Here is a 13,138-nt window from a genome sequence, read left to right as displayed (position 1 = left end):
ACTTGGGTATGAGGTGAAGCTATGTTAAACCGCGAGCTCGAAGTCACCCTCAATCTAGCCTTCAAGGAGGCTCGTTCGAAGCGTCATGAATTCATGACCGTCGAACACCTGCTGCTGGCCCTATTGGATAATGAGGCTGCCGCTACCGTTTTGCGTGCCTGCGGCGCAAACCTCGACAAACTCAAGCATGACCTGCAGGAGTTCATCGACTCCACCACGCCATTGATCCCCTTGCATGACGAGGATCGTGAAACCCAGCCAACCCTGGGCTTCCAGCGTGTACTGCAACGTGCTGTCTTTCACGTACAGAGCTCGGGCAAACGCGAAGTGACTGGCGCCAACGTGCTGGTCGCGATCTTCAGTGAGCAAGAGAGTCAGGCAGTGTTTCTGCTGAAACAGCAGAGCGTTGCGCGCATCGATGTCGTCAACTACATCGCCCATGGCATTTCCAAAGTGCCGGGGCATGGCGATCACTCTGAAGGTGAACAAGATATGCAGGACGACGAGGGCGGTGAGTCTTCTTCTTCAGGCAATCCTCTGGATGCTTATGCCAGCAACCTCAACGAACTTGCGCGCCAGGGTCGTATCGATCCGTTGGTAGGCCGTGAGCTCGAAGTCGAGCGCGTCGCGCAGATCCTGGCGCGTCGTCGCAAAAACAATCCGCTGCTGGTGGGCGAGGCGGGCGTGGGTAAAACCGCGATTGCCGAAGGCCTGGCCAAACGCATTGTCGATAACCAGGTGCCGGACCTGCTGGCCAACAGCGTGGTGTATTCCCTCGATCTGGGGGCCTTGCTGGCCGGAACCAAATACCGCGGCGATTTCGAGAAGCGCTTCAAGGCGTTGCTCAATGAGCTGAAAAAACGTCCGCAGGCGATCCTGTTCATCGACGAGATTCACACCATCATCGGTGCGGGCGCTGCGTCCGGTGGCGTCATGGATGCCTCGAACCTGCTCAAGCCGTTGCTGTCGTCGGGCGATATCCGTTGCATCGGTTCGACCACGTTCCAGGAATTCCGCGGGATCTTCGAGAAGGACCGTGCCTTGGCCCGGCGCTTCCAGAAGGTCGATGTGTCGGAGCCTTCGGTGGAAGACACCATTGGCATCCTGCGTGGCCTGAAAGGGCGTTTCGAGCTCCATCACAACATTGAATACAGTGATGAAGCCCTGCGCGCCGCTGCCGAACTGGCCTCGCGTTACATCAATGATCGGCACATGCCGGACAAGGCCATCGACGTCATCGACGAGGCGGGCGCCTATCAGCGTCTGCAGCCAGTCGAGAAGCGCGTGAAACGCATCGAAGTGCCTCAGGTCGAGGATATCGTTGCGAAAATCGCGCGAATTCCGCCAAAACACGTCACCAGTTCCGACAAAGAGTTGCTGCGTAACCTTGAGCGTGACCTGAAGCTCACGGTATTCGGCCAGGATGCGGCGATCGACTCACTGTCGACCGCGATCAAGCTGTCCCGTGCCGGCCTCAAGTCGCCTGACAAGCCCGTCGGTTCGTTCCTGTTCGCAGGCCCGACCGGCGTCGGTAAAACCGAAGCTGCGCGGCAGCTGGCCAAGGCGTTGGGGGTCGAGCTGGTTCGCTTCGACATGTCCGAGTACATGGAGCGCCACACCGTATCGCGTCTGATCGGTGCGCCTCCAGGCTATGTCGGGTTCGACCAGGGCGGTCTGCTGACCGAAGCCATCACCAAGCAGCCTCACTGCGTATTGTTGCTCGATGAAATCGAGAAGGCGCATCCGGAAGTCTTCAACCTGCTGTTACAGGTCATGGACCACGGTACGCTGACCGATAACAACGGGCGCAAGGCAGATTTCCGTAACGTGATCGTCATCATGACGACCAACGCCGGTGCCGAGACTGCAGCGCGTGCTTCGATCGGTTTCACCTATCAGGACCACTCGTCCGATGCGATGGAAGTGATCAAGAAGAGCTTCACGCCGGAATTCCGCAACCGTCTGGACACCATTATCCAGTTTGGTCGCCTCAGCCATGAGGTCATCAAAAGCGTGGTGGACAAGTTCCTTACCGAGCTTCAGGCGCAGCTGGAAGACAAGCGTGTGCTGCTGGAAGTCACCGACGCTGCTCGCAGCTGGCTGGCGGCTGGTGGTTACGACGTGACCATGGGGGCTCGACCAATGGCGCGCTTGATTCAGGACAAGATCAAGCGTCCGCTGGCGGAGGAGATTCTCTTTGGCGAACTGGCCGAACATGGCGGTGTGGTGCACATCGACATCAAGGATGGCGAGCTGACCTTCGAGTTCGAGACCACGGCTGAAATGGCCTGACGTTAACCGCAACAAAGCCAAAAGGCGCCGAAAGGCGCCTTTTTGCTGCCTGCCATGATCGTTCCCGCGCAGAGCGTGGGAACGATCCGCACACAAAAACGCCCGGCATAGCCGGGCGTTTTGTATTGACTTGATTAGCGAGCGCGGTAGGTGATGCGCCCTTTGCTCAAGTCATAGGGCGTCAGCTCGACGCGCACTTTGTCGCCGGTAAGAATACGAATGTAGTTCTTGCGCATCTTGCCGGAGATATGCGCGGTTACGACGTGCCCATTTTCCAACTCCACACGAAACATGGTGTTGGGCAGGGTGTCGACGACAGTGCCTTCCATTTCGAAGCTGTCTTCTTTCGACATGCAGTAAAGCCCTCGGTGTCCAATGAATGGCCCGGTGCAACTGCGCCAGGCAAAAGCGGCGTGCATTGTGCCCGAAAAGTGGGGTTTAAGCCAAGGGGTTCTAGTTCAGGATGACCCAACGTTGATTAATCAGCAGTTCGATAGGGCGATATTGGGTCTTGTAGCTCATTTTTTTGCAGTTTTTGATCCAGTAGCCGAGATAGACCGCTTCCAGCCCCAGACGCCCGGCTTCGGCAATCTGCCAGAGAATCGCGTAACGCCCAAGGCTGCGACGCTCCTCGCCAGGCTCGTAGAAGGTGTACACCGCTGACAGGCCATTGGGCAGCAAGTCGGTGACGGCCACCGCCACCAGTCGGCCTTCGAGACGAAACTCGTAGAAGCGGGAGAACGGCAGGTCACGCACCAGGAAGGTCGAGAACTGGTCGCGACTCGGCGGATACATATCGCCGTCGGCGTGGCGCTGTTCGATGTAGCGCTGATAGAGGTCGAAATACTCCTCGCTGAACGTTGGTCGGGCCGGGCGTACCTGCAGGTCGGCATTGCGTTTGAGAATGCGTTTCTGCTGGCGGTTGGGGGTAAATTGCGCTACAGGAATGCGCGCCGGTACGCACGCATTGCAATTCTGGCAATGGGGCCGGTAGAGATGATCGCCACTGCGACGAAAGCCCATTTCCGACAGATCTGCGTAGACATGCACATCCATGGGCTGACTGGGATCGAGGAACAGCGTAGTGGCCTGCTCCTCGGGCAGATAACTGCAAGAGTGGGGCTGAGTGGCATAGAACTTCAAACGCGCCAACTCGGTCATGATCAACCCTCGGGATAAACTTTTGATAAGGGGACTTTCTCAATTCGTCTCCCCGCATTAAGTGTAAGCCACACGGGCCAATGTCGCTCAGCAAACCCAGGTGGCACGACCGGGTTGATCCAGGTGCCGGGCAAGGTAGCCGGCAAACTCGGTGCGGGGAATCGCTCGGGCGCCCAGGCTATGCAGATGATCGGTAGGCATCTGGCAATCGATCAGCACAAAACCTGAGTCTTTCAGATGTCGCACCAGCGTGGCAAAGCCATATTTGGAGGCGTTGTCGGCGCGGCTGAACATCGACTCACCGAAAAACAGCTGTCCCATGGCCAGGCCGTAGAGCCCGCCGACCAGCACGCCATCGTCCCAGACCTCCACCGAATGGGCGTAGCCGCGCCTGTGCAGTTCGACGTAGGCGTCCTGCATCGCTTGGGTGATCCAGGTGCCATCGGCGTACTCGCGCGGCGCGGCGCAGGCGCTGATGACCGCGGCAAAATCCCGATCGAAGGTCACTTGATAGCGTTGTTGGCGCAGCAGTTTATTCAGGCTGCGGGAGACATGCAGTTCGTCGGGAAACAGCACCGTGCGCGGATCCGGTGACCACCAGAGAATCGGTTGGCCTTCCGAGAACCACGGAAAGCAGCCATGGCGATACGCCTGAATCAGGCGGTCGGCGGACAGATCGCCGCCCGCGGCCAGCAGTCCGTTGGGGTCGCGCATGGCTTTTTCCAGCGGCGGAAAAGTCAGGGTATTGCGTTGTAACCAAGTCAGCATGGCATCCGGGCTTGCAGAAGGGGAGGGCGGTGGCGGGCGATAAACCCGCCAGATAGAAGGTTAACCGTCAAACGCCGGGAATGTCATCGAGATACTTCTCGGCATCCAGCGCAGCCATGCAACCGGCTCCGGCAGAGGTCACTGCCTGGCGGTAAACGTGGTCGGCCACGTCGCCGGCGGCGAATACACCCTGGATGGCGGTGGCGGTGGCGTCGCCTTCGCTGCCGCCCTTGACCAGCAGGTAGCCGTTGCGCATCTGCAGCTGGCCCTGGAACAGGTCGGTGTTGGGTTTGTGGCCGATGGCGATGAACACGCCGGCCAGCGACAGTTCAGCGGTTTCGCCGGTATGGCTGTGACGCAGGCGGGCGCCGGTCACGCCGCTGGCGTCACCGAGTATTTCGTCCAGGTTCTGGTTCCAGTGCAGGCGGATATTGCCGTTGGCGGCTTTTTCGAAGAGCTTGTCCTGCAGGATCTTCTCCGAACGCAGTTTGTCGCGACGGTGAATCAGATGAACCTCCTTGGCGATGTTCGACAGGTACAGGGCTTCTTCCACCGCGGTGTTGCCGCCGCCGACCACTGCGACCACCTGGTTGCGATAGAAGAAACCATCGCAGGTGGCGCAGGCCGAAACCCCTTTGCCGGCAAAGGCTTCTTCCGATGGCAGCCCCAGGTATTGGGCCGAAGCGCCGGTGGCGATAATCAGCGCATCGCAGGTGTAGGTGCCGCTGTCGCCGATGAGCTCGAACGGGCGCTGTTGCAACTTGGCGGTATGGATGTGGTCGTAAACGATCTCGGTGTCGAAGCGTTCGGCGTGTTTCTGCATGCGTTCCATCAGCACCGGGCCAGTCAGGCCTTCGACGTCGCCGGGCCAGTTGTCGACTTCGACGGTAGTGGTCAGCTGGCCACCGGCCTGTATGCCGGTAATGACAACGGGTTTGAGGTTGGCGCGAGCGGCATAAACGGCTGCGCTGTAACCGGCAGGGCCGGAACCCAGAATGATCAGGCGGGAATGCTTCGCTTCACTCATAAAAACACCTCATAAGCCTTTGTCACAAAAGAGAATGCATGCTCAAATTGGACTGCGCGTATTGTGCTGTTGGCTATGCTGGAGCCAAGGGTCTCAAGCATGGCATTGGGCGAACAAACCCGTACAATGCCCGCTTGTAACAGTGTTTGTATCAAAAAAGCGCTGCGTGCCGTATTTCGAAAAGCCGGGGCACAGTGTTAAAAGTAGTCCCGGTTGGGACTGTTAACTTTTTTACCTGCCTGGATTGGGCAGTTTTTATAGTCATTCAACAGATGGACGCGCCAAGGGCGCAGGAAAAGAAGCGTTTTGAAGAAATCCACCGCAGCACCTAAAACAGTCGTTCCGCTCTGGCGCCAGCAATTGCACTACCGGCTCAAGGAAGGTGCATTGATCGCCATCGGCGCCTTGTGCCTGTTCCTGATGATGGCCTTGTTGACCTATGGCAAGGACGATCCGGGCTGGAGCCACAACAGCAAGATCGACGATGTACAGAACTTCGGCGGGCCTGCCGGTTCTTACAGCGCCGACATCCTGTTCATGGTCCTGGGTTACTTCGCCTACATTTTCCCGCTATTGCTGGCGATCAAGGCCTATCAGATCTTCCGTCAGCGCCACGAGCCATGGCAGTGGAGCGGCTGGCTGTTTTCCTGGCGCCTGATCGGCCTGGTGTTTCTGGTGCTGTCGGGCGCGGCGCTGGCCCATATCCATTTCCATGCGGCGACCGGTCTGCCGGCCGGCGCCGGCGGCGCTTTGGGTGAAAGCCTCGGCGACCTGGCGAAGAATGCGCTGAACATCCAGGGCAGCACGCTGTTGTTCATTGCGCTGTTCCTGTTCGGCCTTACGGTATTCACCGATCTGTCGTGGTTCAAGGTGATGGACGTCACCGGCAAGATCACCCTCGATTTGTTCGAATTGTTTCAGGGCGCGGCCAATCGCTGGTGGGCAGCCCGTACCGAACGCAAGCAACTGGTCGCCCAGCTGCGTGAGGTCGACGATCGCGTGCATGACGTGGTTGCGCCGACGGTCACCGATAAACGTGAGCAGGCCAAGGTCAAGGAACGCCTGATCGAGCGCGAGCAGGCCCTGAGCAAGCACATGTCCGAGCGTGAAAAGCAGGTGCCGCCGGTGATTGCTCCCGCACCGCCGAAGCCGGCCGCTCCGAGCAAGCGCGTGGAAAAAGAGAAACAGGCGCCGTTGTTCGTCGACAGCGCCGTGGAAGGCACCTTGCCGCCGATTTCGATTCTCGACCCGGCGGAAAAGAAACAACTCAATTATTCGCCTGAATCCCTGGCGGCCGTCGGCCACTTGCTGGAAATCAAGCTCAAGGAATTCGGCGTCGAAGTCTCGGTGGATTCGATTCACCCGGGCCCGGTCATTACCCGTTACGAAATCCAGCCTGCCGCCGGGGTGAAAGTCAGCCGTATCGCCAACCTGGCGAAAGACCTGGCCCGTTCCCTGGCCGTGACCAGCGTGCGCGTGGTGGAAGTGATTCCGGGCAAGACCACGGTCGGTATCGAGATCCCTAACGAAGACCGGCAGATCGTGCGGTTCTCCGAGGTCTTGTCGACCCCCGAGTACGATAACTTCAAGTCTCCGGTCACCTTGGCCCTGGGTCACGACATCGGCGGCAAACCGGTCATCACTGACCTGGCGAAAATGCCCCACTTGCTGGTGGCCGGTACAACCGGTTCCGGTAAGTCGGTGGGTGTGAACGCGATGATCCTGTCGATTCTGTTCAAGTCTGGCCCAGAAGACGCCAAGCTGATCATGATCGACCCGAAAATGCTTGAGCTGTCGATCTACGAAGGCATCCCGCACTTGCTGTGCCCTGTGGTCACCGACATGAAGGACGCCGCCAACGCCTTGCGCTGGAGCGTCGCCGAGATGGAACGGCGCTACAAACTGATGGCGAAGATGGGCGTGCGTAACCTGTCGGGCTTCAATGCCAAGGTCAAGGAAGCCCAGGACGCCGGCGAGCCGTTGAGCGATCCGCTGTACAAGCGCGAAAGCATCCACGATGAGGCACCGCTGCTGCAGAAGCTGCCGACCATCGTCGTGGTGGTCGACGAATTCGCCGACATGATGATGATCGTCGGCAAGAAGGTTGAAGAGCTGATCGCGCGTATCGCGCAGAAGGCGCGTGCGGCGGGCATCCACCTGATCCTCGCGACCCAGCGTCCGTCGGTGGATGTGATCACCGGTCTGATCAAGGCGAACATCCCGACCCGTATGGCGTTCCAGGTATCGAGCAAGATCGATTCGCGGACCATCATCGACCAGGGCGGCGCCGAACAACTGCTGGGCCACGGTGATATGTTGTACATGCCGCCGGGCACCAGCCTGCCGATTCGTGTTCACGGCGCATTCGTGTCCGATGACGAGGTGCACCGGGTGGTTGAAGCCTGGAAATTGCGCGGCGCGCCGGAATACAACGATGACATCCTCGCCGGTGTCGAAGAGGCTGGTAGCGGCTTTGAAAACGGCGGCGGTGGCGGTGAAGATGATGCCGAAACCGACGCGCTCTACGACGAAGCGGTGCAGTTCGTCCTGGAAAGCCGTCGCGCATCCATCTCCGCGGTTCAGCGCAAGCTGAAAATCGGCTACAACCGCGCGGCGCGCATGATCGAAGCCATGGAGATGGCCGGGGTCGTAACGTCCATGAACACCAACGGTTCGCGTGAAGTCCTGGCCCCTGGCCCGGTGCGCGACTGATCCGGTATTGAAAGGGGCGGCGTCTTGAGACACCGCCCGCACTCCCACGAATGTTTATGAGGACTCCCATGCGTCTTATCCGCATGCTGTTGCTGCCGGTACTGGCTCTGACCACGCTCTCGGCCCACGCCGACGACAAGGACGTGGCGCGTCTGACTCAACTGCTGGAAAAATCCCAGACCCTGACCGCGCGCTTCTCCCAGCTGACCCTCGATGGCAGCGGCACCCAGTTACAAGAAACTGCAGGTGAAATGTCCTTGCAGCGCCCGGGCCTGTTCTACTGGCACACCAACGCGCCGGCCGAGCAAACCATGGTATCGGACGGTAAGAAAGTGACCCTGTGGGACCCGGATCTGGAACAGGCCACCATCAAGACTCTTGATCAGCGTCTGACCCAGACCCCGGCGTTGTTGCTGTCCGGTGACGTGTCCAAGATCAGCCAGAGCTTTGACATCAGCGCCAAGGAAGCCGGCGGCGTGATCGACTTCACCCTGAAGCCGAAAACCAAGGACACCCTGTTCGACAGCCTGCGCCTGTCGTTCCGCAATGGTCTGGTCAATGATATGCAGATGATCGACAGCGTCGGCCAGCGCACCAATATCCTGTTCACCGGTGTGAAGGCCAACGAGCCGATCCCGGCCTCCAAGTTCAAGTTCGACATCCCCAAGGGTGCCGATGTGATCCAGGAGTAAACCTGTAGAAGCGGGCTTGTGTGGCGAGGGGGCTGCTCTTGTCACAGGGTGTTCGCCAAACTTGAGAATTGACTCGAGGTTTTAAAAGTACGTGATGGACCTGTTTCGCAGTGCCCCGATTGCTCAGCCCTTGGCCGCCCGTTTGCGTGCGGCCAATCTGGACGAGTACGTCGGTCAGGAACACGTGCTCGCTCGCGGCAAACCTTTGCGCGAAGCCCTGGAGCAGGGTGCCCTGCACTCGATGATTTTCTGGGGGCCACCGGGCGTGGGTAAAACCACCCTGGCGCGGCTGCTGGCGGAAGTCTCGGATGCGCACTTCGAAACGGTTTCGGCGGTGCTGGCCGGGGTCAAAGAGATTCGTCAGGCGGTGGAAGTCGCCAAGCAGCAGGCCGGGCAGTACGGTAAACGCACCATCCTGTTCGTCGACGAAGTGCATCGCTTCAACAAGTCCCAGCAGGATGCGTTCCTGCCATACGTTGAAGACGGCACGCTGATTTTCATCGGCGCGACCACGGAAAACCCCTCGTTCGAACTCAACAACGCGCTGCTGTCCCGGGCGCGTGTCTATGTGCTCAAAAGCCTCGATGAAGCCGCCCTGCGCAAGCTGGTGCATCGCGCGCTGACCGAAGAGCGTGGGCTGGGCAAGCGGCAACTGACCCTCAGCGACGAGGGCTTCCAGATGCTGCTGTCCGCCGCCGATGGCGATGGCCGGCGTCTGCTCAACCTGCTGGAAAATGCCTCGGACCTGGCCGAAGACCACAGCGAAATCGGCGTCGACCTGCTGCAAAGCCTGCTCGGTGATACCCGGCGGCGTTTCGACAAGGGCGGCGAAGCCTTCTACGACCAGATATCCGCACTGCATAAATCGGTGCGCGGTTCCAACCCCGATGGTGCGCTGTACTGGTTCGCGCGAATGATCGACGGCGGCTGCGACCCGCTGTACCTGGCCCGGCGCGTGGTGCGCATGGCCAGCGAAGACATCGGCAACGCCGACCCTCGCGCCTTGAGCCTGTGCCTGGCCGCGTGGGAAGTGCAGGAGCGCCTCGGCAGCCCCGAAGGCGAATTGGCGGTGGCCCAGGCCATTACCTATCTGGCTTGCGCGCCAAAAAGCAACGCGGTGTACATGGGCTTCAAGGCCGCGATGCGCAGCGCTACCGAACACGGTTCGCTGGAGGTGCCGCTGCACCTGCGCAATGCGCCGACCAAGTTGATGAAGCAATTGGGCTATGGCGATGAGTATCGTTACGCCCACGATGAACCGGATGCCTACGCCGCTGGCGAAGATTACTTCCCGGACGAGTTGGAGCCACAAAGGTTTTATCAACCCGTGCCCCGCGGCCTGGAGCTGAAGATCGGCGAAAAGCTCAACCACCTCGCGCAGCTTGACCGTCTAAGCCCCCGACAGCGGAGAAAATAGTGATCCCCTTGATTGTTGCGGTTTCCGTCGGCGGTGTCGCCGGTACGCTGTTGCGCTTCGCCACTGGTAACTGGATCAACGCGAATTGGCCGCGGCACTTCTATACCGCGACGCTGGCCGTTAATATCGTGGGCTGTTTGCTGATCGGCGTTCTATACGGCCTGTTTTTGATTCGCCCGGAGGTATCGTTTGCGGTACGCGCCGGGCTGATCGTCGGCTTCCTCGGGGGGCTGACGACTTTTTCATCCTTTTCACTGGATACGGTGCGCCTGCTGGAAACCGGGCAAGTGCCGCTGGCCTTGGGCTATGCGGCCATCAGCGTATTCGGCGGGCTGCTCGCCACCTGGGCTGGCCTGTCCTTGACCAAACTTTGATAACGAGAAACCGACATGCTCGATTCCAAACTGTTACGTAGCAACCTTCAGGACGTAGCGGACCGCCTGGCATCCCGTGGCTTTGCCCTGGATGTTGCGCGCATCGAAGCGCTGGAAGAACAGCGCAAGACCGTCCAGACCCGCACCGAAGCTCTGCAGGCTGAACGTAACGCGCGCTCCAAATCCATCGGCCAGGCCAAGCAGCGCGGCGAAGACATCGCGCCGCTGATGGCGGATGTCGAGCGCATGGCGGGCGAGTTGAGCGCCGGTAAAGTCGAGCTGGACGCGATCCAGACCGAGCTGGATTCGATCCTGCTGGGCATTCCGAACCTGCCGCACGAATCGGTGCCGGTCGGCGATGATGAAGAAGGTAACGTTGAAGTGCGCCGTTGGGGCACGCCGAAGGCGTTCGACTTCCCGGTTCAGGACCACGTGGCCCTGGGCGAGAAGTTCGGCTGGCTGGATTTCGAAACCGCCGCCAAACTGTCCGGCGCCCGTTTCGCCCTGCTGCGCGGCCCGATTGCTCGCCTGCACCGTGCGCTGGCGCAGTTCATGATCAACCTGCACATCAACGAACACGGTTACGAAGAGGCTTACACGCCTTATCTGGTACAAGCGCCGGCCCTGCAGGGCACCGGTCAGTTGCCGAAATTCGAAGAAGACCTGTTCAAGATCAGCCGCGACGGCGAAGCCGATCTGTACCTGATTCCGACCGCTGAGGTGTCGCTGACCAACATTGTGGCCGGCGAAATCGTCGATTCGAAACTGCTGCCGATCAAGTTCGTGGCACACACGCCGTGCTTCCGCAGCGAGGCTGGCGCGTCGGGTCGCGACACTCGCGGGATGATCCGTCAGCACCAGTTCGACAAGGTCGAGATGGTCCAGATCGTTGAGCCGTCGACCTCGATGCAAGCGCTGGAAAACCTGACCGCCAACGCCGAGAAAGTCCTGCAACTGCTGGAGCTGCCATACCGCACCCTGGCGCTGTGCACCGGCGACATGGGCTTCAGCGCGGTCAAGACCTACGACCTGGAAGTGTGGATTCCGAGCCAGGACAAGTATCGCGAGATTTCGTCGTGCTCCAACTGTGGCGACTTCCAGGCCCGCCGTATGCAAGCGCGTTTCCGCAACCCGGAAACCGGCAAGCCTGAGCTGGTGCACACCCTGAACGGTTCCGGCCTGGCGGTCGGTCGTACCCTGGTGGCGGTACTCGAGAACTATCAGCAGGCCGACGGTTCGATCCGTGTCCCTGAAGTGCTCAAGCCGTACATGGGTGGCCTTGAGGTCATCGGCTAAATGGACTATCTGCCGCTGTTCCATAACCTTCGCGGCAGTCGTGTGTTGGTCGTCGGCGGGGGGGAGATTGCCTTGCGCAAATCCCGCCTGCTGGCCGAAGCCGGTGCGCTGCTGCGGGTGGTCGCACCTGAAATCGAACCGCAGTTGCGTGAGCTGGTAGCTGGCAGCGGCGGCGAGTGCCTGGTGCGTGGCTACGTCGAGGCGGATCTGGACGGTTGCGGGCTGATCATCGCCGCCACCGACGATGAACCGCTGAACGCGCAAGTCTCCGCCGATGCCCATCGGCGTTGCGTGCCGGTCAACGTGGTGGACGCGCCGGCCCTGTGCAGCGTGATCTTCCCGGCGATCGTCGACCGTTCGCCGCTGATCATTGCCGTGTCCAGTGGCGGTGATGCACCGGTGCTGGCGCGGTTGATTCGCGCCAAGCTGGAAACCTGGATTCCTTCCACTTACGGTCAACTGGCCGGTCTGGCGGCGCGTTTCCGCAACCAGGTCAAAGGCCTGTTTCCGGATGTGCAGCAGCGTCGGGCGTTCTGGGAGGATGTGTTCCAGGGCCCGATTGCCGACCGGCAACTGGCCGGGCAGGGCGCTGAAGCCGAGCGCTTGATGCTGGCCAAAATCAACGGCGAAGCCCCTGTGGCCACCGGTGAGGTCTATCTGGTGGGCGCCGGGCCGGGTGACCCCGACTTGTTGACCTTCCGCGCCTTGCGCCTGATGCAGCAAGCCGACGTGGTGCTGTATGACCGTCTGGTGGCGCCGGCGATTCTGGATTTGTGCCGTCGCGATGCCGAGCGGGTCTACGTCGGCAAGCGCCGCGCCGATCACGCAGTGCCTCAGGAACAGATCAACCAGCATCTGGTGGATCTGGCCAAGTCCGGCAAGCGCGTGGTGCGCTTGAAGGGTGGCGATCCGTTCATTTTCGGGCGTGGCGGCGAAGAGATCGAAGAACTGGCGGCCCATGGCATCCCGTTCCAGGTCGTGCCGGGCATTACCGCTGCCAGCGGTTGCGCGGCGTATGCCGGGATTCCGCTGACTCACCGCGATTACGCGCAGTCAGTGCGGTTTGTCACCGGGCACCTCAAGGACGGTTCCACCGATTTGCCGTGGGCCGACCTGGTCGCGCCGGCGCAAACCCTGGTGTTTTACATGGGGCTGGTGGGCTTGCCGATCATCTGCGAGCAGTTGATCAAGCACGGTCGCGCGGCTGATACCCCGGCGGCGTTGATCCAGCAGGGCACCACGGTCAATCAGCGGGTATTTACCGGCACCCTGGCCGACCTGCCACGGCTGGTGGCGGAGCATGAAGTGCATGCGCCGACACTGGTGATCGTTGGGGAAGTGGTGCAACTGCGCGAGAAACTGGCGTGGTTCGAAGGGGCTCAGGCGCAGGTCTGAATAC

At 60.3% G+C, this 13,138-nt stretch carries 11 protein-coding genes; 7 read left to right on the top strand and 4 right to left on the bottom strand.

Annotated features, from left to right (window positions below; all coding sequences use genetic code 11):
* Positions 1-21: 21 nt before the first annotated feature.
* Positions 22-2,292 (top strand): ATP-dependent Clp protease ATP-binding subunit ClpA, encoded by a 2,271-nt coding sequence (gene clpA / locus LOY28_RS18980; protein ID WP_018925524.1) that lies wholly within the window; start codon positions 22-24, stop codon positions 2,290-2,292.
* 134 nt (positions 2,293-2,426) lie between these two features.
* On the opposite strand, the gene infA is transcribed toward clpA, so the two are convergent.
* From infA to trxB, 4 genes are all read right to left on the bottom strand, one after another.
* Positions 2,427-2,645: a translation initiation factor IF-1 gene (gene infA / locus LOY28_RS18975; RefSeq protein ID WP_002553999.1), complete on the bottom strand. Its 219-nt coding sequence runs from the start codon at positions 2,643-2,645 to the stop codon at positions 2,427-2,429.
* Between the two features lie 100 nt (positions 2,646-2,745).
* Positions 2,746-3,453 (bottom strand): arginyltransferase, encoded by a 708-nt coding sequence (locus tag LOY28_RS18970; protein ID WP_018925525.1) that lies wholly within the window; start codon positions 3,451-3,453, stop codon positions 2,746-2,748.
* Between the two features lie 87 nt (positions 3,454-3,540).
* Positions 3,541-4,221, bottom strand: a complete 681-nt coding sequence (aat, locus tag LOY28_RS18965; protein ID WP_018925526.1) for a leucyl/phenylalanyl-tRNA--protein transferase — start codon at positions 4,219-4,221, stop codon at positions 3,541-3,543.
* A 67-nt stretch (positions 4,222-4,288) separates the two neighbouring features.
* Positions 4,289-5,248, bottom strand: coding sequence for a thioredoxin-disulfide reductase (gene trxB, locus LOY28_RS18960; protein ID WP_018925527.1), 960 nt, complete (start codon positions 5,246-5,248; stop codon positions 4,289-4,291).
* A gap of 306 nt (positions 5,249-5,554) precedes the next feature.
* On the opposite strand from trxB, the gene LOY28_RS18955 reads away from it, so the two are divergent.
* From LOY28_RS18955 to cysG, 6 genes are all read left to right on the top strand, one after another.
* Positions 5,555-7,960, top strand: a complete 2,406-nt coding sequence (locus LOY28_RS18955) for a DNA translocase FtsK (protein WP_019580089.1) — start codon at positions 5,555-5,557, stop codon at positions 7,958-7,960.
* A 68-nt stretch (positions 7,961-8,028) separates the two neighbouring features.
* On the top strand, positions 8,029-8,652 hold the full coding sequence (gene lolA, locus LOY28_RS18950) for an outer membrane lipoprotein chaperone LolA (protein ID WP_018925528.1): 624 nt from the start codon (positions 8,029-8,031) through the stop codon (positions 8,650-8,652).
* Positions 8,653-8,746: 94 nt separating this feature from the next.
* Entirely contained in the window at positions 8,747-10,069 is a 1,323-nt protein-coding gene (locus LOY28_RS18945) for a replication-associated recombination protein A (RefSeq protein WP_007941126.1), read from the top strand.
* Positions 10,069-10,443 carry a fluoride efflux transporter CrcB gene (gene crcB / locus LOY28_RS18940; protein WP_007941127.1) on the top strand — a complete coding sequence of 125 codons (375 nt, stop codon included), beginning with the start codon at positions 10,069-10,071 and terminating at the stop codon, positions 10,441-10,443. Before LOY28_RS18945 ends, crcB begins: the two co-directional genes overlap by 1 nt.
* A 15-nt stretch (positions 10,444-10,458) precedes the next feature.
* Positions 10,459-11,739, top strand: a complete 1,281-nt coding sequence (serS, locus tag LOY28_RS18935; RefSeq protein ID WP_018925530.1) for a serine--tRNA ligase — start codon at positions 10,459-10,461, stop codon at positions 11,737-11,739.
* A complete protein-coding gene (cysG, locus tag LOY28_RS18930) occupies positions 11,740-13,134 on the top strand; it encodes a siroheme synthase CysG (RefSeq protein ID WP_018925531.1) in 1,395 nt (464 codons plus the stop codon).
* Positions 13,135-13,138: the final 4 nt, after the last annotated feature.

The sequence above is a fragment of the Pseudomonas sp. B21-017 genome (assembly GCF_024749245.1).
GTDB lineage: Bacteria > Pseudomonadota > Gammaproteobacteria > Pseudomonadales > Pseudomonadaceae > Aquipseudomonas.
This window is presented reverse-complemented; position numbering and strand designations above follow the sequence as displayed.

Coding starts and splice junctions, on each gene's coding strand:
- LOY28_RS18970 (WP_018925525.1), bottom strand. CDS start 3,453: ATGACCGAGTTGGCGCGTTTGAAGTTCTATGCCACTCAGCCCCACTCT.
- clpA (WP_018925524.1), top strand. CDS start 22: ATGTTAAACCGCGAGCTCGAAGTCACCCTCAATCTAGCCTTCAAGGAG.
- aat (WP_018925526.1), bottom strand. CDS start 4,221: ATGCTGACTTGGTTACAACGCAATACCCTGACTTTTCCGCCGCTGGAA.
- lolA (WP_018925528.1), top strand. CDS start 8,029: ATGCGTCTTATCCGCATGCTGTTGCTGCCGGTACTGGCTCTGACCACG.
- trxB (WP_018925527.1), bottom strand. CDS start 5,248: ATGAGTGAAGCGAAGCATTCCCGCCTGATCATTCTGGGTTCCGGCCCT.
- cysG (WP_018925531.1), top strand. CDS start 11,740: ATGGACTATCTGCCGCTGTTCCATAACCTTCGCGGCAGTCGTGTGTTG.
- LOY28_RS18945 (WP_007941126.1), top strand. CDS start 8,747: ATGGACCTGTTTCGCAGTGCCCCGATTGCTCAGCCCTTGGCCGCCCGT.
- infA (WP_002553999.1), bottom strand. CDS start 2,645: ATGTCGAAAGAAGACAGCTTCGAAATGGAAGGCACTGTCGTCGACACC.
- serS (WP_018925530.1), top strand. CDS start 10,459: ATGCTCGATTCCAAACTGTTACGTAGCAACCTTCAGGACGTAGCGGAC.